Raw genomic sequence first — 21462 nt, forward strand, 5'->3', positions numbered from 1 at the left:
ATTCATGGCATTAAAATACCGAATTCAGCGAGAGTTTCCTAAGCTTCTTTCCTCAACACTTCCAAAGGTGATTTATTAATAACATCTCTGGTATTGAACCACCCTACTAACAGAGTAAGAACAATTACACCTATCCATATATATAACAACTCCAAGAAATTAGGCAGAAAGACTACTTTAAAAAAGTAAAGCGCTAATAACCAACCAGAAGCCACCGCCAAGAGCAAACCTACTAAACCAGCAAAAAAACCAAGGTAAGCATATTCCAGCAAGGTCATACCTACTATTTGCTTCTGAGCAGCACCAATGGTTCTTAGCAAAACATTCTCCTTGAGCCTTAAATATTTACTATTAATAACCGCTCCGGCCAATACTACCAATCCGGTCAGGATGCTAAAAAGGGCCATAAATTGAATCACAAAAGATACTTTCCCAAAAAACTCATCTATGGTAGCCAAAATCAAACGAAGGTCTATCAACGAGATATTAGGAAACATGGTCACCAACTCACGTTGAAAAGCATTAGCCTTGCCATCATCTTCTACACGAGTAGTGAGCACATAAGTTTGAGGAGCCTCTTCCAGCACTCCTGCCGGAAATACGAAGATAAAATTAGGCGGATCTTTCTGCCACTCCACATCACGTATACCACTGATGTAGGTCTTCATAGGGATACCTTGTATATCAAACACTATAGTATCTCCTATTTTTACATTCAGATCATCCTGCATACCCTCAGAAATAGTGACATAGATAGAATCATTAGAAAAGTGCTGAGGTGATCCTTCTTTTATTTCCTCCGCACTACTTAAAGAATCACGGTAAGTGACTCTATATTCTCTATTCACTGCCCAGTTTCTAATATTATCAGTAGTGTCATTTTTTATTTCTGCCACCGTTCTACCATTTACCTCACTAATACGACAAGTAACAATAGGAACTACCTGCTGTACGGGTAAATCATGCTCCTTTGTAAGCTTTATCACCTCTTCTCTTTGCGGAGGCTGAATATCGAAAAGAATAGTATTAGATTGATTTTCCTGCCCCACAAACTCTACCTGATTGAGCAGGTTAGACTGCGCAATATTGAGTGTGGCGATCATAAATACGCCTAAACCTATGACTACAATTAAAACCGAGGTCTGATTATTTGGCCTGAAAAGGTTAGCCAAGCTTTGCCTCCAGACAAAGCCCCAACCAGAAGGAAAGTATTTACGCACCAATTTCATAAGCAAATGAGCCATGCCTGCTAATGATGCAAAAGCCACTAATAACCCCAGAAAAAAGGCCCCACCAATAAGAAAACTACCTGACTGGTATGATGCAAAAGCAAATGGAAAAAGCAAAATACAAACCACTACTACCCATCTCAAACGTGAGGCGCTATTTTCTCTTGAAAAGCCAGACCTCAGCACACTCAGTGGAGGCACAAACCGCACGGCATTGAGCGGCAAAGCTGAAAACAGAACTGTAATAATAAATCCTAGCACCAGCCCTTCAGCTACTGATTCCCATGCGATTTGCAGGCTGAGATCAAGAGGAATAAACTCCTGCAATAGTGGAGGCAATGCAAACTGAATAGACACTCCCAGCACGATTCCCAGCACTGTACCGATCATACCTACTACTATGCTTTGAATAAAGAAAATATTAAAGGCTTGCCAACCTGAGGCGCCAATACAACGGAGCACTGCCACACTCGCACGCTTCTCTTTTACATATATATGTACTGAGCTGGCTACGCCTATACAACCTAAAATTAAGGCTATAAAGGCCAGAAGATTAAAGAACCTGTATAAATTTTGAACCCCTTTGCCCAAGCTTTCCTTCTTTTCCTGAACGGTATCAAATGAATGCCCATACTGCCTAATAATAGGCTTTAAATAAGCTTCCGCCTCAGCAGTTTCTTTTTCACTATTAAATTTAAAAAACTGGCTATAACGTACCCTACTCCCATATTGGACCAATCCTGTTGAATCCAGATACTGCTTTGAAATATAAACCGAGGGAGTAAAAGTAGAACGAATGCCGCCACCTCCTGGTATCTGACTTACCTCTCCTGCTATTTTAAAAGTGACTGTACCTAGCTTGATGGAGTCTTCAGAACTGACATCATAATGGCTGGCCAGGTTTTTATCTACCATAATGTAGCGGCCACTCTTTATTCGCTGCATGGCGTCTGATGGAGAAGTTTCTAGGTCTCCGTAAAACGGGAAATCTCCTTCAAGCGCCACTACTCTCACCAATCTTGTGCCCGGACTACTAGTCATAAACATAGCCATAGAGGCTAAAGATGCCTGCGAGGCCTGCTGAGAAGGAATAGAATCAAAGGTATCGACAAGCGCTTCTTCAAAAGCACTATTAGCCTCCACTACTAAATCAGCTCCGAGTAGTTCCTTAGCCTGATCATCAATATTTCGCTTTAAGTTTATATTAAATGAATTAATAGAAACCAACGCTGCTATGCCTATCACTATGGACAGGACAAAGAGAAACAGCCTGCCAAAATTCTTTCTGGCGTCTTTATAAGCCATTTTCCACACCCATTTATCTTTCAGAGGATGAGTCTTTTTCCTTTTGATTTTAATGATATACTCCATTAAGAAACCTCACTACTCTTCTTGTCTGACACTAATTTTCCGCCCTTAATCTGAAGTATGCGCTCTGTATGCGCTGCCAGCTCCAGGTTATGAGTAACCATTACCAGCGTGGTACCTTCCTGCTTATTGATATTGAAAAGCAACTCCGTAACCTTTTCTGCTGTTTCCTCATCCAGGTTGCCGGTGGGCTCATCAGCAAAAAGTATTTTAGGACTAGTAATAAAAGCCCTGGCCATAGCCACACGTTGTTGTTCTCCTCCTGAAAGTTGAGAGGGATAATGATCCATCCTATCGCCCAGCCCTACACGATCGAGCAGCTCACGACCTTTTTCCTTATATATTTTTTCTCCTCGTAGCTCCAAAGGCACCGTTACATTTTCCAAGGCAGTGAGCGTAGGCAATAGCTGAAAATTCTGAAATATAAAACCTACAAATTGGTTCCTGACATAGGCCCTGTCATCTTCTCCCATTGCATTGAGTTTCATCTCTGCCAGCGATACAAAGCCTGACGTAGAAACATCTAGTCCGGCACACAGCCCCAAAAGCGTGGTTTTACCACTGCCAGACGGCCCTACAATAGCCAGGCTCTCCCCTTCTTCTACAGTGAAAGAGACATCATCCAGCACGGTGAGGCTTCTACCGGAAGATTGAAATGATTTTGTGAGGTTTTCTACAATTAGTATTTTCGACATAGTATTTTTAAAACAAGCGGACGATAGGATCGTTTAAACATGCAAACAGCAGTTATCTTTCATCGGCCTTAGTTTTTGGTTTAATAATTGATGTACCAGGCTTTATCATCACTGACAATACAATGATTATGTTCAAGAAACAACTTATATATATACTGATCACAGGATTTTTTGTTTTATCAGCGTTTAATACTGAACAAAAAACCATTATTTTTTTTGGTGATAGCCTCACTGCAGGCTATGGTTTATCCAAAGAGCAGGCCTTTCCTGCCTTGGTAGAAGACAAGCTGGAAGCCAGTAACAAAAACTATAAAGTGATCAATGCCGGCCTTAGTGGAGAAACTACTGCTGGCGGCCTCTCTAGAATCGACTGGATACTAAAGCAGCCTGTAGATATTTTTGTGCTGGAGCTTGGTGCTAATGATGGACTGCGAGGTTTGCCTCTAGATCAGACCAGAAAAAACCTACAAGGCATAATAGACAAGGTGAGAAAGAAAAACCCTGACGTGAAAATAGTCATTGCCGGCATGATGGTACCTCCTAACTTGGGGCCGGAATATAGCGCCGAATTTCAGAAAATATTCCCTCAGATTGCTAAGAAAAATAACGCCACCCTCATTCCTTTTTTACTAGAAGATGTGGCTGGAGACAGTAACCTCAATCAGGCTGACGGCATACACCCTAACGTGAAAGGTCACAAAATAGTAGCGGATAATGTAATGGAGGTTTTGAAAGAGGTGCTGTAGATACAACTCTCTACAAAGCCTCAGCTGAAACTAACTTGAAAATCGCTAATACTATTTGAAAAATTGCAAATAACTCTGAGCCGCTAAACTGAGCGGCAACACTCAAAACCTTAATGGCCTTCACTTGAGGATTTTGCAATTTCACTTTTCATTTCCATTGATAAAGGGCTAAGTATAATAAGGAAAACAAATCCATTACTGAATAACAAGATGAATTTTTTGTTACTTTTATTCTTGTCTAGAAACACATAACCTCCTCTATAAAACCAAAAACCAATGAAACTCACCATCACCACCTTATTTTTCGCCCTATTGGCTCTTAAGAGCTATGGACAGGAAACCATAACCGTAGAATACACTGCAGACTACAGGGCACTGATTAATGGCCAACAGATAGACAACACCACTACCTACGATGACATAGTGAAATTACTTGGCGAACCGGAATTATATAAGGCCTATCCTACAGGTAAAAGAAAATACCATTATAAAGAGCTCGGTATTGTGCTAAGCACGGTAGAGGGTAATGTATTATCTATAGGCTTCAATTATAACTGGGATGGTGATAAGAATTTTCCGGAAACTTCTTTTGAGGGCGAACTGAAGGTAGGAGATATTTTTATAAACAAAAGTTCTCATGCTATCATCATTGAAAACCTGGCCGAGTTGGGAATAAACTGCCCTATCCCCCGCATGTGCATGAATAACCCGAAGAAGATCAGAAACCCAATTTTATTAGGTTTTGAAAATGATGAGATTACTCAAGTGAGTATTGAGTTTCATTAACCCTACTTTATTTTAGTATAATTGCCATTTAAACACCTAAATCCTTTTAAACTATGTCGTATAATAAGGGGAAATTTTCTATAACATTACTTTTTGTTATTATCTCCTGGTCAGCCATAGCACAAGACCAATTCATATCTCTCAAAGGAGGCCTAAACATCACTAAAATACAGTCAGATGGGTTATTTTCGCCAAACGATGCGCGCAAGGGCTTCGTTGCCGGTGTCGGATATGAATACCATTTGGGCACTGGTATATTCCTTGGTGCAGACTTACTCTATAACCAAAGAGGATATACTAATGATGCTTATTTCATGAGTGATAATGGAAGTAGCTCCAAAGAGAAGGTCACCTTTGAGTACGACTACAACTATATATCCATTCCTCTCAAAGTAGGTTATAAATCTGGCGCTACTAAAATATCAGCCTTTGGTAATGTGGGCTTAGTACCCTCTATACTAGTATATGCTGAAATTACAGAACCTTCGTTAGGCGAACTTCTAGAGGGGAAAACTACTACTATCACCAAAAAGGCAAGTAGGTTTGACCTTGCAGGAATGGCTGAAATAGGAGGCATTCTTCAATTCAGTAATGAAATTCATTTATTCACTTCAGTAGCCTTTCAACATAGTCTTACTAGCATAACTAATGACAACTATTTCTCAGAAAGCAAAGCTCGCCATTATGGTGTGATGTTAACCTTAGGCCTAAAAAAATCCATTTAAACGCTCTACTACAAACTTTATAAGTAATAACACAAACCTATTACCATCCCATAAATTACTTTAATAACTTTACATGAGCCAATAGTTTAAAAATTGGCCTATTGTTTACTATTAACAAACCACTACCAACATGATAAAATGGGGCATAATCGGTACAGGCACTATTGTCCACAAGTTTCTTAATGATTTTCCCTTTGCTGAGGGCGGACAATTAGAGGCCATAGCTTCCCGAAATATAGAAAGAGCCAATGAAGTGGCTACTGCTTATAAGATCCCTAAAGCTTACGGCAGCTACGAAGCTCTACTGAAAGATCCACAGATAGATGCTGTATACATAGGCACTCCACATCATTTGCATTATGACAATACCTTAGCTTGTTTAGAAGCCGGTAAAGCTGTGCTATGTGAAAAGCCGATTTCTGTAAACGCTAATATGGTTAAAGGCATGTTTGCTAAGGCAGAAGAAAAGAGGACCTTCCTTATGGAGGCTATGTGGACTTACTTTCTGCCTCCTATACTGGTAGCGAAGCAGTGGGTAAATGAAGGTCAGATAGGAGATGTAAAAATGATTAAAGCTGATTTCGGTTTCACCGGCACTTTCTCCGATGATCACCGGCTTTTCAACCCTAATATGGCCGGTGGAGCTTTGCTGGATGTAGGCATTTATCCTATAGCTCTGGCACTGCTATTCGCTAATTCTGAACCACAAGACATAATGGCCAATGCCATTATTGGCAAAACCGGAGTAGATGAGACCAACAGCATAGAAATTAAGTTTGAAAATGGTGTAATAGCTCAGCTAGCCAGCTCTATCACTGACAAATTCCCTAATAAAGGCTACATCTATGGATCTGAAGGCTATATCAAAATCCCTAACTTTTGGGAAGCCAAAACGGCCAAGCTACACCGCTATGATGATGAAGGCTCAGAAGAATTTGTAGATGCCCGAAAACCTATGGGTTTTAACTATGAAATAGAAGAGGTAAACCAGTGCCTTATGGAAGGTAAGCTCAGTAGCTCCACTGTGGGCTTAAAACAAAGCATGGATCTGATTGGAGTGATGGATCAGGTAAGATCAATTATAGGCTTGAAATATCCTTTCGAATAAGGGGTTTATGAACAAATAGGCCGTCTTCAACAATCGTAACGAGAATTGGTGAGTGTCACATTGAAGTACTCAAAAGCCTCTGTTTCAAGGAAATAAGGATTGCGAGTACCTCACTCTTACTTAATTCTCTTTTGACACAATATCTTTGGTTTTATATAGAAATCAAGAGATGTTAGGCATCATAGCTAATCGCCTTCACTTCAAATACGCGTTCTCCTTTTGCCAGTTTAAGAACGGCTTCCTCTCCTACTTTCTTTTCTATTAGCAACCGGGCTATGGGCGATATGAAAGCGATCTTTCCTTTATTGATGTCCGCTTCATCAACCCCCACTATCTGGTATTTCTGTAATTTGCTTACCCCTTTTATCTTTAAAGTAACCGTAGCTCCAAACCTCACTTCGTCGGCATACTGATCTTCTATCGGAACTATCTTAGCACTATTAATCCTCTCATTGAGTAAGTTTAGCTTAGCATTAATAAAATTGGTAGCTATTCGCTTCTCATTTTCATTAACACTATCAATATTATCTCTTTCCTTTATCAGCTCTTCTCTTTCTTCAAGCAGCAAATCCATCCCATTTCTGGTGACATAGTTAGTAGCTCCGGCAGGCAAATCCGCACGCGGCGGCACCATGGGTATTTCTTCCTGATCTTCTTCTTTTACAAACCCTCTACTCATATTCTTTCTCTTTTGCTTTATAAACAGATTATAAGGCTTTATGTTTTTTATAGCAAATGCAGACTTCTCACTATAAAAATCAAAAAAGAGGCTTGCTAAGCACACCTCTTTTTTGTCAATCAGATAATCATTCATTGCGTAAAGCTTCTATGAGCAATACAAACCCGAAAAGGTTACTTTATTTTAACTAAACACTTTGCTCTGACACACAAAATCGGTTTTTGGCACCTCTGTTTTGGCTATTGCTCCAAAGCCACCTGCTACTTCTGAAAAGTTTCTATAACCTCTAGCCTGTAAAATACTGGCCGCAATCATACTTCTATAGCCTCCTGCGCAGTGCAGGTAGAAATGCTCGTTATCATCTATATCTTTAAGCCACTCATTGATATAAGCTAATGGCTTATTATAAGCCTCATCCACATGCTCTGCTGCATATTCACTCTCCTTACGAACATCTATCACAGTGGAAGACTTGCCTTCAATTTCTTTAGCAAATTGCGCTGCTGTAATTCGATTTACGGTATCCACCTCTTTTCCTGCTTTTTTCCAGGCTTCAACTCCTCCCTTAAGATATCCTAACACCTGATCAAAGCCTACTCTGCTCAATCGGGTAATAGCTTCTTCTTCAGCTCCTTCATCAGTAACCAATAATATAGGCTGCTTTACATCTACAATCATAGCACCTACCCAAGGGGCAAAATCTCCCTTCAGACCTATATTTATAGACTGGGGAACAAAACCATTGGCAAAATCAGAATTACTTCTCGTATCTAACACTAAAGCTCCGCTAGACTCTGCTACTGCTTCAAATTCGGCTACCTCTAAGGTCTTCAACCCTTTATCAAGCACCTGTTCGAAGCTATCATACCCTTTTTTATTCATGGCTACGTTCATTCCAAAATAGGCAGGCGGAGGTAAAAGTCCATCGGTTACGGCTTTAATGAAGCTAGCCTTATCTGGCTGTTTCAACGCATAATTTACCTTTTTCTGATTGCCCAAAGTATCCACTGTTTCCTTCATCATATTTTTACCACAGGCAGAACCTGCTCCATGAGCTGGGTACACGGTAACATCATCAGGTAGTGTAATTATCTTATTGTATAAGCTATCATATAGTAATCCCGCTAGTTCTTCCTGAGTCATATGAGCTGCTTTCTGAGCCAAGTCAGGTCTACCGACATCACCGAGAAAAAGGGTATCTCCACTAAACAAAGCGGTTGGTTTTCCTTGTTCATCACGTAAGAGATAGCAGCTGCTTTCCATTGTATGCCCCGGGGTATGTAGAACCTCTATAGTCACATCTCCCAATTCAAACACCTGATGATCTTCTGCGATTATAGCCTCAAAAGCAGGCTGCGCCTTGGGGCCATACACAATAGGAGCTCCCGTCGCATTACTCAAATCCACATGCCCACTTACAAAATCGGCATGAAAGTGCGTTTCAAAAATATATTTGAGCTTTACATTATCTCGTTCAAGTCTATCAAGGTAAGGCTGCGTTTCTCTGAGCGGATCTATAATAACCGCTTCTCCCTTAGAGGTGATATAATAGGCTCCCTGCGCCAGGCATCCCGTATATATTTGTTCTACTTTCATAATTGATTCCTTCCATTTCGTTTTACAATACAAAAATGAGATACTTCCATTGTTTTTACTGTTACTTTTGTCACACAAGCCATATTTATATTACTTATCCTTATAAGTTCACTTGGGATAAAGCCCGCCACACATTACCGCTATCAAATATGTTAATAATTAAATCAATATTAATCCAATTAGCTTAATTACAGAATTTAAGTAAGATTTTTATGTGATTTTTTATTATATTATACCAAGCAAAATAAGAACACATGAAATGTAAATATTGCCAAACTGAAACCACAGAAGAAACCGCTGAGTGCAACGTATGCCGCTATCCTATTAAAGGAACTGAAAAAGAACAAGCTTCATTTGTAGCTAAACAGATTATACAAAAAAGGGAGGTTGAAGAGTCTTATGAAAAGTTAAAAAAAGCGAGAAATATTCTATTTATTATTGGTGGCTTTTATATTGTATTTCCATTTACTCCTCTTTCTGGAACTATAACACAGTTTGCTATAATAGTCAGTGTTATATTAGGAGTAATTTTCACGATATTCGCATTCCTTACCTATAAAAGTCCGTTAGTAGCTATAGGCATTCCCTTATTTCTTACTTTAGCTTTCTACGTGGTGCTATTACTGATAAATCCCATATTATTATTTACAGGTTTACTCTGGAAAATAATAATCGTGTCAGGGTTAGGTTACGGATTTGCTAGTGTGTGGAAATCAAACCAAATATTAAAAGAAAACCAATACCTGGCTTCCATTGTAAGGCCTGGCCAATCATAAATTTTCTGATAAGCAATAATTTTATAGTTTTAAGCAGTTTTAATTAAAACATATCTCATCTAATACTGAAAAGAGGTGGGTTTAATTACATGGGATTAAGCTTATCAGAATATGTAAAAAGGAGAAATGGAGTAGCTATGGGAAGCTCTAAATCTCTTAGAAACAACCTGTACCGTTCTTTAGGCGCCAGTAATTTCTCTCTATTTTGGAATTACTGGAATCCTATATTTGGGTATTACTTAGGAAATTTCATCTTCAAGCCATTAAAAAAATTCGCGCCTGTTTCTTTAGCCTTAATCCTTACCTTTGTATTCTGCGGGCTTATTCATGATGCTGTAACTACACTTCTACGCCAACACATCTCTCTGTTTTTCACCTTATGGTTTTTCTTTATGAGCCTAATAGTATTACTCACCCGAAGTCTTCAGCATAATTTCTCAAAGCAAACCTGGTTAACAAGAGCTGCCATCAACATTGCTTTCATATCTATATGCTTTCTAGCTACCTATCTAATCCTAAAAGTCGACTATTGAATCAGTAAGTCGCAAAACAACTGTTAATAGATTTTTTACTCTTCATATCGTAAAATATAAAAGCCTTGTTTGGAGATTATTGCTACTAATAAATGAGCTAGCCAAAACCTATTTCTTTTCCTCAATCCTAAGGTTATAAGTTAGAAAGGCTTCATGTCTAAAAGATAACTGATTCTACCACCACCTCTTCTTCATCAATAGGTATATCACTACATAGGTGGGTAACATGATTCTTGATCAAGTCACAAGCTTTCAAATGCCATGTTTTACCCTCTACCAAAACTGCATAACCTGTAACATCTATTTGGTTTAGGGCGATATTTAGCCCTCTTCCATCGGCCTTCAATACCGCTTCCTTTTTAGTCCAATAATTAAAGAATGCCACCTTTGAATCCTCGGCCTCAAAGATATTTTGATACTCGGTATCAGTCCATTGGTTCTTAAAATCTGATATTTTAATATCTGATATCTCCTCTATATCAATTCCTACCCTTCTACAATCAGAAATAACACAAGCCACAGCCTTCTTGGTATGTGATATATTGAAATCCAAATTTGTAAAATCAGGCAAATAGGGCCTTGAATATTGTGAATACTCCAAGTGCAGTGGAGATTTATAATGAAATTTCTCAAGGCCTTTTTGCAACAATAACTTCCCGAAGAGCGAAGCATGCCTATCTTGCCACATCACATACCTTAATATTTTTTCATGATGATCAACGGGTAGTAGCCTCAAAAGTGCTTGAAACTTCTCATCCTCTAAAGGTTGATCAAACACCGCAAAAAATAAATACGTCATTCGTTCTCAATATTACCTTATCATTTATCTACTCTAAATTAATATTATAATCCATTAAAATATCATTTTAAAGAGACGAAACAAAAGCTATTCACTTTACAAGTCCACCTTCTCTCCATCCTCTAATAGCCTAAAACAATTATTATCTTTTATCAAAAGACCTTCTGAACCGAATTGTGGCCAGTTTTTGTGATAATCTTTAGCATGCTTCACATCAATACCAATGACTTTATCTTCATAAAAAGATTTCACTTTATGTTGCAAGGTATGCCCTACAATTATCCTTTCTGCATTAAATGTATTTAACAGAGACTCAACATTTGCCTGCTCAAGGTCTTCCTTAAAATAACCGCGATACCAACATATCCCTTTAGCTGAAGAAATCAGCATTTCTGTCTCGTTAGCTTGTACTTTAGGATAAGGAGCGGTATAATAGGTAGACCTCAAATAACGATTGATCTGCTCTATGTTCAAATCCATATCCGCCAGATCTGGGTGCAGCCCACCATGAACAAAAAGGTTTCCATTGATCAATTCCATCACATTTTTACTGGAAAGCCACCTGCCCAACACTGACTTCTTTCCAAGTAAATCAGCTTGGGTTTTACCCAAAATAGAGGCCACAAAAGTGTACTTTAAAGCGGAAGCCTGATAATCGCCATACATGTTTTTTAGCTCATGGTTCCCTAGTATAAAATGAACCGTTCCTCCCTGAGCTTTGGCCTGCTGTTCCAGCTTATAAATAAACCAAAGCACCTGAGTTGTTGAAAAACCCCGATCAACAAAATCGCCATTAAGCACCAAGTGATTTTTACCGAAAATCCAGTTCAGACCTTCATCAATCACCTTATTATGAATTAAAAAATCTCGGAAAGTTTTAAATCCACTTTCAATATCAGATATAGCTATAATCTGCTGATCATCACTATATACACTTTCAGGTGATGTGAATTTCGCATTTATGGTGAAGTTGAAATATGTAGAATCTAAAGGAAAAAACACCTGAGCAGGAATAGGCTCGTTATGCTGATACTGAGTAGTATCTAAATAAAAACCTTCATCCTTATTCCCACGAATATAATAGGCCTGTAAAACACTGTCGCTTTGATAAAAAACATATGGCCCTTCACCATTAAGATTGATACGCGCATTATTATGGCCATATGATAGTTGAGCACCATGATAAATGCCCACTGGAATTAGAATGGCCAAAATCAACAAAAATGTAAGGCCAACATGCTTTAGGTAACGAAAAATTCTTCTTTTCATTTCAAATAAGTTTAATACGATTATTTTACCGCTACAAAGCTGTTTAAGATGATGGTTGACAAAGAATTAATGTGATGATCTGCCTGACTTCAAGGGTAAACAATCAATACATCGCCTTTTTTCAGTTGAAAACCAGATTGAAGGTTTTCATGATTAAAAAGCGGCTGTTGGTCACAAAAATTATCTCCTTTTAGTCAAACTCCTTATTTTGCAGCTTGATGTTGAAAAAGAATTATTGGCTCGTACTGAAAGTATTGATATTTATAAGCATAGCAGTTCCGCTTGGGATCACTACTTATGAAATCATATTTCTGGGCCGAGAATCAGTGGTTTTTCTGGGAGACTACTCCGCAGCTGTCGGGTTTACAGTAATTATTTACTACGCGCTTCTTTTAGTAGCGGGCATAATCTGGGTAGTGATACAACTGAAATCAGTCTTCACGCTAAAAAACGAAATAGAAAAAAATGAGCTTGTACATCTCAAGCGACAAGTGAATCCGCACTTCTTTTTCAATATGCTCAACAATCTGTATGGCATAGTCGATCAGGATACAGAAAAAGCGAAAAAGCTTATTCTTACCCTTTCGGAAATGATGCGTTATGGCATATATGAAGGAGAGAAAAAGAGTGTACTGCTAGCCGATGAAGTAAATTATCTCAAGCAATATATTGCGCTCCATCAATTACGGTATCACAAAAAAGTGGAGGTGAGTTTTAGTGTAGATACCGATGATGATAAGATGGAAATTATGCCGCTGACGTTTATTATTTTGGTTGAAAATGCCTTTAAACATGGCGTAGAAACATTACGAGATAATGCATTCGTTAATATGAAGTTAAAAGTGAACAAAGGAATTATTCAATTTGAAATAGTTAATAATTATGCGGTTGATGGCACAGAAGCTCAACCTGGCATCGGTATTAAAAATCTCAAACGCAGATTAGCCTTGGCTTATCCTAAACAACACCAGCTGTTACTCAATGATGAAACAGCCATTTATAAGGCCTTTTTAGAATTAAAAAATGGATAAATACCTGATTATAGACGATGAGCCAGTAGCCCATGAGATCATAAAAAGTTACTGTGATAAGCTTCCTTATCTATCATTGGCGGCGCAGTGCTACGATGCTTTTGAAGCGCTGGAATATTTAAAAAAGTACTCCGTTGACCTGATTTTCTTAGATCTCAACATGCCGCAGCTCAAAGGCTTTGATTTTTTGAGATCACTTGCTAAGCCTCCAAAAATCGTAGTTACCACGGCCTACCAGGAATATGCCGTAGAAGGTTATGAACTTGATGTTATAGATTACCTCCTTAAGCCTTTTAGCTTTGAGCGTTTTCTAAAAGCCGTGAACAAAGCGCTTCAAACCGACACTCCCCTTACCGGAAATGACTCACCAATGACGGATCACATTTTTCTATATGAAGATAAAAAGCATATCCAGGTAAAGCTCAATGAAATACTTTTCATAGAAGCATCAGGCAATTATTGCAAAGTAATCCTAGAGAACAGCCAATTGCTGACCAGAACTAAAATATCAGAAATACTCCAAAAATTACCCGACAGCCGATTTATACAGGTTCATAAATCATTCATCATATCAAAAGAAAAGGTTGACAGTATAACCGGCAATATCATCACCATAGATGATCACATTATCCCTATAGGCAAGCTGTTTAAACCACAGATTGAGATTTTTTTGAAGAGGTAGGCTCTCTATTTAATGAAACATTAAGTTATACCTAAATTGCTGTAAGTGTAATATCTACCATAACTTACAATATTAGTCGCTCTAGCACTGTCATAAATTTTTCAAACCCTGCATGCTTTGTCATATACGCTTTTCTCAAGCCAAGTTGCTTTATCTGCTTATATCACTGGACAGTGTTTTATCATAGGCGAATTGAATCTTGCCTGACACATTCACCCCTTTTACATAAATCATAAACATTCAAAACAAATTAAAATAATAAGTCAAATTTTTATATATTTCAAAGTCATAAAAGAATATATACATGTTATAGCATGAGCGAATTAAAAAAATTCTTCAACCAACTAACCCCTCTATCAGATGAGAGTTGGGATAAACTTTCATTATTATTTACTCCAAAAACTCTAAAAAAAGGCGAATACTTCATTAAAGAAGGGCAAACGGCCAAGGAAATAGCCTTCATGGAAAATGGAATTGTGAGAGCGTTTTATAGAAACAATGAAGCCGTTGAATACAACAAGCATTTCTTTATCAGTCCCTGTTTTATTGGTGGCTATGCTTCACTTATCACAAAATTACCTAACCAAATATATCAGCAAGCTTTAACGGACTGTAAACTTCTGGTAGCCAATTATACTGCCATTAAAGAGCTTTATCAATCTTGTCACGATCTGGAACGAGCAGGGAGAGTGCTGGCAGAACATTTTTTTGTGCAAAAAGAAAAGAGAGAAATAGAATTAGTTTTGCTAGACTCAGAAAGCAGATATGAGATCTTTCTGAAGGAATTTCCTCATCTGGAACAGCAAATACCGCAGTATCACATCGCCTCCTATTTAGGCATTACTCCTACGCAACTGAGCCGTATTAGAAAAAGAATGTCACGTGCCAGGCATTTATCAACCTAGGTAAATGCAATTTGCTTCTCCTTTTTTCACTTTTATAAAAAAAAGCAAAGTGAAAAAAATAACAATTCTAATCATGTTCATATGCGCGTCAGCATATGGACATCAAAAACAAAATGTAATGGAAAAGCAAAAACCTTATACCATTTTGGTATTAATGAATGCCACCCCTGACTGGCTTTCATTGTCGAGAACAGAAAGAAGCGAGTTTCTTGAGAAAGAATTAAATCCAATTTTTTATAAAGTTGCTAAAACAGTAAACATCAGAATGTTTGACAGTGAATATTTTCACGCCTCTGTTTCAGACTTTATGATCATCACTACCTCGGATTTAGACGAGTACAAACTGATGATAGAAATGCTACGCGACACCAAGGTGTATGGAGTTCCTTACTTTGATATCAAAGATATTATAGTAGGTCAGGAAGAAATGTTTGAGGATTTTAACGAACTTTTAAAAGAGTAATAGCCATGATTATTACAGGTAGCACTATTCTAATCACAGGAGGCTCTTCAGGCATAGGTTTCGCTTTGGCCAAGAAGTTTTTATCACTAGGTAATAAAGTGATTATTACAGGCCGTAATCAGGGAAAGTTAGACCGAATAAAGGCTAATTTTCCAAATATCATAACTTTTAAGGGTGACGTCTCTGATAGAAGTTCACTGGATGATTTGATAGTATTTATTGAACAGCAACACGCTGAGATCAACATTCTGATTAATAATGCTGCTGTTCAATACAATTATGATTTTATAAGTGAGCCAGATCTCACTTATAAAATTGATTATGAGGTAGCTGTAAACATTAAAGCACCAATGACTTTAACAGGACTCTTACTTCCTCTTCTTCTAAAGAATAAAAACAGCGCCATAGTAAATGTAAGTAGCGGCCTATTTATTGCCCCAAAGCAATCTGCCGCAGTATATTGTGCCAGTAAATCAGCGCTGCACAGCTTTACCAAGACGCTTAGGTATCAGCTAGAAGATACTTCTGTAAAAGTATTCGAAATCATTCCTTCGCTGGTGGACACGCCAATGACAACAGGTCGAGGTAAGTCGAAAATCAAACCAGAAGAACTTGTGGCGGAGTTTATGAAGAGTTTTGAGAAAGATAGATTTGAAATCTACATCGGAAAAACCAAATTATTGAAATTTATACACAGACTATCTCCAAAAATGTCAGATAAAATCATGAAAACCACATAATTAACCCTTAACCAGTAAATCCATGAAACCTTTAATTGTTTTAATCATAACCTTTTGCATTGCCATTTTAATCAATAAAATTGTTAATGGTAATTATAATTTAGCATTGTCTGGTAGAATAGCGATGGCTGTTATGCTAGCCTTTACCGCAATAGCTCACTTTGCTTACACCACAGGTATGAGTATGATGATACCATCTTTCATACCCTTCAAAACTGAGTTGGTGTATTTGACAGGCATCATTGAAATTGTTGCAGCTATTGGGCTGTTATTACCACACTATAGAATAATCACAGGTTGGTTGTTAATCTTATTCTTTATACTCATCCTTCCGGCCAATATTTATGCGGCTATGTATCATGTTGATTTCCAGCAAGCCTCTCTGAATGGTAAGGGCCTTACCTATTTATGGTTTAGAGTGCCTTTGCAAATTATTTTTATTGTCTGGACTTATTTATCTGCTGTCAAAACTTCATTAGTTGAAACCCATCTGTCTTTCTAGTAAGTGTAATTGAATGAAAAGTATGATTAGAAGGCTGGTACTCACATGCATTAGTTTAATCATCTTTAGTTGCTCTGAAAAGGATATCATCGAAGATAGTAATGAGCTTTATATTCTGCCCGTGGTAGTGCATATTATTCATAATGGAGAAACTAAAGGAATGGGTAATAACTTATCTAATGACCGCATTTTTCAGCAGATTGAAACTCTCAATAGCGACTTCAGAAAGAAAAAAGGGACATTAGGTTACAGTAATGATCCATTAGCTGGTGATGCAAAAATTGAATTTAGGTTGGCTGAAATTGATCCATCAGGCCAACCTACGAACGGCATAACCAGAGTGAACGCTCAAGAAGTAGAATATGATATTGAGGAAGGTGGTTGGTTTTTTGACTACCTCCCTCATTATGCCTATTGGGATGATTCAAAATATTTGAATATCTGGGTATTTCCATTTGAACCTAATATTATTTTAGGGCAAGCTTCAATGCCCAGGGCCAATCTACCCGGTCTTACCAACTCAGACACCACTGGTACTACCGGCGTCATGATTACAACCGCTCATTTTGGTGAGTTTGATGTTGAAGGAGGTTCAAACCTGGGCCGATCTCTAACTCATGAAATGGGACATTTTTTAGGTCTTGAGCATTTATGGGGTAAAGTAGAATACGCACAATGCACTGAATATGATGATTATTGTAAAGATACTCCCTACGTTTCCAGCCGAACAGGGAGTTGTAAAAACACATCTAATGACATCTGCGATTCCTCACCTGTGCTGATTCATAATTACATGGATTACACAGATGATATATGCATGAATATGTTTACCCATGATCAGATAAGACGCATGCGTTTCGTAATAGAAAACTCAATTTCAAGGCATTTATTAACTATTTCCCCTGTAATAAGTAGAAATTAAACATTCAAGTATTCATATTTTCATCACTCAAAGTCTTTGCCCCGAAAAGTAGATATTACTTATTATTCAATGATCACCTTATTTCAGCAGATCTTCAATTAAGCTTTCTACCATAGACATTAGTGCCCAATATTTAAAGGTATCCCCAAACTGACACCAACGCGAGAGCCCTTCATTTGATATACCGACTTACTACTATATAATGAAGAGAATGGCAGTTCGAAATAAGGTGAGATTATCATCTGAAAACGGTGAATATTAATCGGATTTTCTACTCCTACCTGCACCGATCCTATGGTACTATTTCTGTCAAATAAATGACCAGATTTATTCAAGTCAGTTTTAGAAGAAACCACTTTCATAAGTCGGAAATCGGCAAAAAGGCTTCTCTCAACGGATAAAAGCCTTACTTTATGAAGAAAGCCTACACTTAGCCCTACATAATTAGTGCTATTTTGGACTTCATTATGAGAAACATTCATAAATGTGTTTACATCAAAAGAATCAGGAGACACATTGATTACCTCAACACTATCTGCTACCAAAGGAGTATAAGTATATGAAGTATTATCTCTCGTATTTAACCAACTCACCGTACCTGAAATAGAAGTTCGATCGGTTAGCTTGTATCTGGCTGATAGAGAAATCTCATAGCCCGCATTTTTTAAAGAGAGCTCATTCATATTATCTACCGATGAAATATAAAGCAAGTCATTTTGAGGGATTATGTGTTTAAAACTATAATTAACATCAGCCCCTAATAGCAAAGACCATTTAGAATGCTTGAGCTCCTTGTTTTGCTCTTCTTTTTCTTGCTTCAGTTCTTCGTCCTTTAGCTTTTCCTTTTTCAATTCTTCAGTCTTTTCAGACTCTAGTGAATCTGGAATTGAAAGAGGTGAACTCTTTTCAATAGTTTGCTCCTCTTTTGAATTTTTATTATGATTATCATCTGATGCAATACCGGAGTTTTCTTCATACGAAATAATGGGAGAATTTTTATCCTCTTTTTCCAATCCCGATGTTGATGAATCATTGTTGCCGGTTTTACTAGACTTGAGCTCAGAAGCACCCGCTTCAGCGGAAGAGCTAGTTTTATTTGAATCAAAATAGGCAGCCGTGTTTCTTCTTCCGTCTGATTTACTCGCATCATTTACAAGCTCCGGCACTAACTCCTCTTCAGAGCTAGTTTTCTTTTCTGAGGACGTCTCACTTTTTTCTGAAAAGATTTTTTCATTCCCTGCATAAGCATCTCCTCTAACTGTTTTTTGTGCATTAAGCGTATATCTCTCAGATTTAGCCTTAGTATTATTAATGCCTGACTTGCTTCGTTTCTCACCTTTTGAGTTTTTATCATCATTGCTACTATTCGACAGAAATATTGAAGACTCATTCACTTCGGCAGATGGTGGTTGAGCAGCTTTTCCTTTGTCATTGCCTGGAATATCACCAACTGTTCCATCACTTTCTGGGCTTTCATTCCCTTCATTTTGAGTTTGAAGGCTTATATTGTCATTAGCAAAATCATTCTCCTCCGAAGCACAGTCCGAGGAAGGCATGTCTCCGTCAGCCTGATCGGAAGAGACTGAGGTATTTGACACATCCTCTAACAGAAGATCATTGTTGCTATTGGACATCACGGTGGTAGTAGCCCCACCGCCTATGTTTATAAAATTAGAATCTAATAAATAATACCCACCTCCGATTAACAGTAGCAATGCCACAACAGATAAAGCATACCATTTCTTTCTGCTATTATCTTCAGCATCTAGCGACTTATTCAATTTTTGCCAGCCGTCAGCAGGTGGAGCATCTTCCCAACTCTCAAATCTATCTCTAAAGTGCCCCCCAAATTTATCCTCTTCACGCGATTGACTCATATCTTACTTTATTGGAATGATTAATTTTTGTCTTCATTATGTTCTTAGCCCTTGAAAGCTGAGACTTGGAGGTGCCTTCTGAAATATTCAGCTTCTCCGCTATTTCCTTATGACTATACCCTTCTATAGTATACAGGTTAAATACAAGCTTGCAGCCCAGGGGTAAATCAGATATCAACTCCAATAGCTCTTGCATGCTTAGTTTACTGAGTATTTTTTCATACTCCTGGTTATAATCCTGCCCTTTTGCATAATCAATAGAAAGATTATCTGCATATTTCTTATTCTTATGATAATAATTGATAGCAGTATTCACGGAGATCCTTCTTATCCATGCCTCCAGAGATTGAATCTCCTCCTTTGACTTCTTTAAAGAAGAATAGATATTGATAAAAGCCTCCTGGAAGATGTCATCGGCATCATCTCGCTCGGTGGCATATCGCCTACATATTCCTATAACTTTAGGCGCATACTCTCGATATAAAGCCTCCTGAGCTTTACGACTGTTCTTTCTGCAACCTTTTATCAAATCTTCTTTCATAAGCCAAATAAGACGGACTAACGCCGCTTAATCGTTTTACTATTGTCCTACCTTAATAGTTACTGTTCCTTCCACACATTCCTGCCCATAACACACCTGATAATCAAAGCTATCCACACCAGAGTTTTCGAAATTGCTATCTGGTGTGTATTTAAATAATTCCAAATCATAATAAATCACTTCACCAAAAGATGGCGATTTTATGACACTGATAAAGAGCTGATTATAGGCGATACCTTCAAGATCATCATTGCCAAGGATGTCGTTAATACTTAAATTCAGGCTCGAGTTATTATCTACCAATGCCTGATCAAATTGCTCCCAGGTATCAAAAGTAATTACGTTATTTATGACCTGAATCTGACCATCATTATACTCCGGCACAGCGATGCTTACTGTGGCACTAGAGCACTTGTTGCCATAGCAAATCTGATATTCAAAACTTGCACTACCATTAAACTGAGCTGAAGGAGTAAAGCTAAAGACACCATTTTGATAGCTTCCAGATCCGATCATTGAATTGGACATGGTAACGGTGAACTCAGAGGCAGGAATATTGAACAGTTCATCATTAGCAAGCAATTGTTCTAATGAGAAAGTAAGAGGTTTTTCACTTCCCCATGCTCCTCCCCAGTCTTCAAGCTCAGTGATATATTCATAAAAAGTATACTCAAAGAGGTCATTCTTGGCTTCTACTAGAATCACTTCCTCTTTAATAATATCTACTATCCCATATTTATAAAGATCAGGATTCTCTACAGTAGATACGCCATAGATAAACTGATCCGTCTGCATATTGGCATCAGTTACCGTATAAAGTATTATTCCATCAGTTATTTTAGCCGTTCCATGAGCAGGTGATTCTTCTATTTTCAAAGAAGCAATATCAAAGGTCTGATCACAGTTTTTATCATTGGCCAATACATCAATGATGAGTGAATTCTCTGTTAGATTAGCTTCATCATATACCGCATGAGTGACACAGGTACTCTCATCATCAGAATATCTGAACTCGACTTTACTCTCATCACAATCAACATCTATACAGGCCTTGTACTTTAAGGAGTCTGCTCCACTAATAAAATCCTGATTCGGAATATATTTAAGTAATCCGGTAGTTGTAATTGACGCTGTACCTCGAACTGGCTTCACGCTAATACTTATGGAAGCGTTACCAGTAAGTTGTGTAGACTGCAATAAGTCTAAAACAACCGGTGATCCGGGTGATAAAGACATCACTACGTCACTAGTATTATCTATCTGATTCTTATCAGGGTAAACATCTTCCTCAAAAGAATCACAACCAAAGAATACAAGGACGACAATTATGCTCCAAATGAGTTTATTTTTAACTAACATAGAAAGCGATTTAAATGAATAAGTCTTGCCTATATAGATGATGTCAATGCAAAGTGCTAAAAGGTTGGAATATGGATTTGCAACAAAAAACTGGACAATAAATTAAGCACATTTAGATTGGTTTTGTTTAT

At 37.9% G+C, this 21462-nt stretch carries 22 protein-coding genes; 13 read left to right on the forward strand and 9 right to left on the reverse strand.

All coding sequences use genetic code 11. The features are described 5' to 3' along the window. Positions 1 to 38: 38 nt before the first annotated feature. Complete coding sequence (locus tag JL102_RS21330) at positions 39 to 2600, reverse strand: ABC transporter permease (RefSeq protein ID WP_202246499.1); 2562 nt, start codon at positions 2598 to 2600, stop codon at positions 39 to 41. Then, positions 2600 to 3292 (reverse strand): ABC transporter ATP-binding protein, encoded by a 693-nt coding sequence (locus JL102_RS21335; RefSeq protein ID WP_202246500.1) that lies wholly within the window; start codon positions 3290 to 3292, stop codon positions 2600 to 2602. Before JL102_RS21335 ends, JL102_RS21330 begins: the two co-directional genes overlap by 1 nt. Positions 3293 to 3420: 128 nt before the next feature. On the opposite strand from JL102_RS21335, the gene JL102_RS21340 reads away from it, so the two are divergent. From JL102_RS21340 to JL102_RS21355, 4 genes are all read left to right on the forward strand, one after another. Further along, positions 3421 to 4038 (forward strand): arylesterase, encoded by a 618-nt coding sequence (locus JL102_RS21340; protein ID WP_237390693.1) that lies wholly within the window; start codon positions 3421 to 3423, stop codon positions 4036 to 4038. Between the two features lie 276 nt (positions 4039 to 4314). Then, positions 4315 to 4824, forward strand: a complete 510-nt coding sequence (locus tag JL102_RS21345) for a DUF7738 domain-containing protein (RefSeq protein WP_202246502.1) — start codon at positions 4315 to 4317, stop codon at positions 4822 to 4824. 53 nt (positions 4825 to 4877) lie between these two features. Then, positions 4878 to 5549, forward strand: a complete 672-nt coding sequence (locus tag JL102_RS21350) for a porin family protein (protein ID WP_202246503.1) — start codon at positions 4878 to 4880, stop codon at positions 5547 to 5549. A gap of 130 nt (positions 5550 to 5679) precedes the next feature. After that, positions 5680 to 6657: a Gfo/Idh/MocA family protein gene (locus JL102_RS21355; protein WP_202246504.1), complete on the forward strand. Its 978-nt coding sequence runs from the start codon at positions 5680 to 5682 to the stop codon at positions 6655 to 6657. Between the two features lie 172 nt (positions 6658 to 6829). Here JL102_RS21355 and JL102_RS21360 read toward each other — a convergent pair whose 3' ends face one another. Then, positions 6830 to 7471: a GreA/GreB family elongation factor gene (locus JL102_RS21360; protein WP_237390694.1), complete on the reverse strand. Its 642-nt coding sequence runs from the start codon at positions 7469 to 7471 to the stop codon at positions 6830 to 6832. 48 nt (positions 7472 to 7519) lie between these two features. Further along, positions 7520 to 8932: an MBL fold metallo-hydrolase gene (locus JL102_RS21365; protein WP_202246505.1), complete on the reverse strand. Its 1413-nt coding sequence runs from the start codon at positions 8930 to 8932 to the stop codon at positions 7520 to 7522. Between the two features lie 254 nt (positions 8933 to 9186). On the opposite strand from JL102_RS21365, the gene JL102_RS21370 reads away from it, so the two are divergent. Together JL102_RS21370 and JL102_RS21375 are read left to right on the forward strand one after the other, a co-directional pair. Next, on the forward strand, positions 9187 to 9708 hold the full coding sequence (locus tag JL102_RS21370) for a hypothetical protein (protein WP_202246506.1): 522 nt from the start codon (positions 9187 to 9189) through the stop codon (positions 9706 to 9708). Between the two features lie 89 nt (positions 9709 to 9797). Then, positions 9798 to 10241 (forward strand): acyltransferase, encoded by a 444-nt coding sequence (locus JL102_RS21375; protein WP_202246507.1) that lies wholly within the window; start codon positions 9798 to 9800, stop codon positions 10239 to 10241. A 157-nt stretch (positions 10242 to 10398) separates the two neighbouring features. Here the strand turns inward: JL102_RS21375 and JL102_RS21380 are convergent, their stop codons facing one another. Further along, entirely contained in the window at positions 10399 to 11040 is a 642-nt protein-coding gene (locus JL102_RS21380) for a 4'-phosphopantetheinyl transferase family protein (RefSeq protein WP_202246508.1), read from the reverse strand. Positions 11041 to 11136: 96 nt separating this feature from the next. Continuing rightward, on the reverse strand, positions 11137 to 12309 hold the full coding sequence (locus tag JL102_RS21385) for a metallophosphoesterase (RefSeq protein WP_202246509.1): 1173 nt from the start codon (positions 12307 to 12309) through the stop codon (positions 11137 to 11139). A 218-nt stretch (positions 12310 to 12527) separates the two neighbouring features. Here JL102_RS21385 and JL102_RS21390 point away from each other — a divergent pair, with 218 nt between their 5' ends. The 7 genes from JL102_RS21390 (at position 12528) to JL102_RS21420 (ending at position 17554) form a co-directional block, all read left to right on the forward strand. Continuing rightward, a complete protein-coding gene (locus JL102_RS21390) occupies positions 12528 to 13340 on the forward strand; it encodes a sensor histidine kinase (RefSeq protein ID WP_202246510.1) in 813 nt (270 codons plus the stop codon). After that, entirely contained in the window at positions 13333 to 14022 is a 690-nt protein-coding gene (locus tag JL102_RS21395) for a LytR/AlgR family response regulator transcription factor (protein WP_202246511.1), read from the forward strand. Before JL102_RS21390 ends, JL102_RS21395 begins: the two co-directional genes overlap by 8 nt. Positions 14023 to 14336: 314 nt before the next feature. Then, positions 14337 to 14927 carry a Crp/Fnr family transcriptional regulator gene (locus JL102_RS21400; RefSeq protein WP_202246512.1) on the forward strand — a complete coding sequence of 197 codons (591 nt, stop codon included), beginning with the start codon at positions 14337 to 14339 and terminating at the stop codon, positions 14925 to 14927. Positions 14928 to 15045: 118 nt separating this feature from the next. Continuing rightward, positions 15046 to 15390: a darcynin family protein gene (locus JL102_RS21405; RefSeq protein ID WP_202246513.1), complete on the forward strand. Its 345-nt coding sequence runs from the start codon at positions 15046 to 15048 to the stop codon at positions 15388 to 15390. 5 nt (positions 15391 to 15395) lie between these two features. Next, complete coding sequence (locus JL102_RS21410) at positions 15396 to 16130, forward strand: SDR family oxidoreductase (RefSeq protein ID WP_202246514.1); 735 nt, start codon at positions 15396 to 15398, stop codon at positions 16128 to 16130. A 22-nt stretch (positions 16131 to 16152) separates the two neighbouring features. After that, positions 16153 to 16632: a DoxX family protein gene (locus JL102_RS21415; protein ID WP_202246515.1), complete on the forward strand. Its 480-nt coding sequence runs from the start codon at positions 16153 to 16155 to the stop codon at positions 16630 to 16632. A 13-nt stretch (positions 16633 to 16645) separates the two neighbouring features. Continuing rightward, complete coding sequence (locus tag JL102_RS21420) at positions 16646 to 17554, forward strand: M43 family zinc metalloprotease (RefSeq protein ID WP_202246516.1); 909 nt, start codon at positions 16646 to 16648, stop codon at positions 17552 to 17554. 119 nt (positions 17555 to 17673) lie between these two features. Here JL102_RS21420 and JL102_RS21425 read toward each other — a convergent pair whose 3' ends face one another. The 3 genes from JL102_RS21425 to JL102_RS21435 are packed head-to-tail and all read right to left on the reverse strand — an operon-like array spanning position 17674 to position 21331. Continuing rightward, positions 17674 to 19431: a putative sodium/potassium/calcium exchanger gene (locus JL102_RS21425; protein WP_202246517.1), complete on the reverse strand. Its 1758-nt coding sequence runs from the start codon at positions 19429 to 19431 to the stop codon at positions 17674 to 17676. Continuing rightward, positions 19415 to 19972: an RNA polymerase sigma factor gene (locus JL102_RS21430; RefSeq protein ID WP_202246518.1), complete on the reverse strand. Its 558-nt coding sequence runs from the start codon at positions 19970 to 19972 to the stop codon at positions 19415 to 19417. Before JL102_RS21430 ends, JL102_RS21425 begins: the two co-directional genes overlap by 17 nt. A 39-nt stretch (positions 19973 to 20011) precedes the next feature. After that, positions 20012 to 21331: an Ig-like domain-containing protein gene (locus JL102_RS21435; protein ID WP_202246519.1), complete on the reverse strand. Its 1320-nt coding sequence runs from the start codon at positions 21329 to 21331 to the stop codon at positions 20012 to 20014. Positions 21332 to 21462 lie beyond the last annotated feature (131 nt).

The sequence above is a fragment of the Fulvivirga sediminis genome (assembly GCF_016757215.1).
Taxonomy (GTDB): Bacteria; Bacteroidota; Bacteroidia; order Cytophagales; family Cyclobacteriaceae; genus Fulvivirga; species Fulvivirga sediminis.

Bases quoted from the DNA above. Each gene is read 5' to 3' on its own strand.
- JL102_RS21395 (WP_202246511.1), top strand. From the start codon at position 13,333: ATGGATAAATACCTGATTATAGACGATGAGCCAGTAGCCCATGAGATC.
- JL102_RS21335 (WP_202246500.1), bottom strand. From the start codon at position 3,292: ATGTCGAAAATACTAATTGTAGAAAACCTCACAAAATCATTTCAATCT.
- JL102_RS21345 (WP_202246502.1), top strand. From the start codon at position 4,315: ATGAAACTCACCATCACCACCTTATTTTTCGCCCTATTGGCTCTTAAG.
- JL102_RS21415 (WP_202246515.1), top strand. From the start codon at position 16,153: ATGAAACCTTTAATTGTTTTAATCATAACCTTTTGCATTGCCATTTTA.
- JL102_RS21430 (WP_202246518.1), bottom strand. From the start codon at position 19,972: ATGAAAGAAGATTTGATAAAAGGTTGCAGAAAGAACAGTCGTAAAGCT.
- JL102_RS21435 (WP_202246519.1), bottom strand. From the start codon at position 21,331: ATGTTAGTTAAAAATAAACTCATTTGGAGCATAATTGTCGTCCTTGTA.
- JL102_RS21330 (WP_202246499.1), bottom strand. From the start codon at position 2,600: ATGGAGTATATCATTAAAATCAAAAGGAAAAAGACTCATCCTCTGAAA.
- JL102_RS21350 (WP_202246503.1), top strand. From the start codon at position 4,878: ATGTCGTATAATAAGGGGAAATTTTCTATAACATTACTTTTTGTTATT.
- JL102_RS21405 (WP_202246513.1), top strand. From the start codon at position 15,046: ATGGAAAAGCAAAAACCTTATACCATTTTGGTATTAATGAATGCCACC.
- JL102_RS21380 (WP_202246508.1), bottom strand. From the start codon at position 11,040: ATGACGTATTTATTTTTTGCGGTGTTTGATCAACCTTTAGAGGATGAG.
- JL102_RS21370 (WP_202246506.1), top strand. From the start codon at position 9,187: ATGAAATGTAAATATTGCCAAACTGAAACCACAGAAGAAACCGCTGAG.
- JL102_RS21340 (WP_237390693.1), top strand. From the start codon at position 3,421: ATGTTCAAGAAACAACTTATATATATACTGATCACAGGATTTTTTGTT.
- JL102_RS21385 (WP_202246509.1), bottom strand. From the start codon at position 12,309: ATGAAAAGAAGAATTTTTCGTTACCTAAAGCATGTTGGCCTTACATTT.
- JL102_RS21360 (WP_237390694.1), bottom strand. From the start codon at position 7,471: ATGAATGATTATCTGATTGACAAAAAAGAGGTGTGCTTAGCAAGCCTC.
- JL102_RS21425 (WP_202246517.1), bottom strand. From the start codon at position 19,431: ATGAGTCAATCGCGTGAAGAGGATAAATTTGGGGGGCACTTTAGAGAT.
- JL102_RS21365 (WP_202246505.1), bottom strand. From the start codon at position 8,932: ATGAAAGTAGAACAAATATATACGGGATGCCTGGCGCAGGGAGCCTAT.
- JL102_RS21420 (WP_202246516.1), top strand. From the start codon at position 16,646: ATGAAAAGTATGATTAGAAGGCTGGTACTCACATGCATTAGTTTAATC.
- JL102_RS21410 (WP_202246514.1), top strand. From the start codon at position 15,396: ATGATTATTACAGGTAGCACTATTCTAATCACAGGAGGCTCTTCAGGC.
- JL102_RS21375 (WP_202246507.1), top strand. From the start codon at position 9,798: ATGGGATTAAGCTTATCAGAATATGTAAAAAGGAGAAATGGAGTAGCT.
- JL102_RS21400 (WP_202246512.1), top strand. From the start codon at position 14,337: ATGAGCGAATTAAAAAAATTCTTCAACCAACTAACCCCTCTATCAGAT.
- JL102_RS21390 (WP_202246510.1), top strand. From the start codon at position 12,528: ATGTTGAAAAAGAATTATTGGCTCGTACTGAAAGTATTGATATTTATA.
- JL102_RS21355 (WP_202246504.1), top strand. From the start codon at position 5,680: ATGATAAAATGGGGCATAATCGGTACAGGCACTATTGTCCACAAGTTT.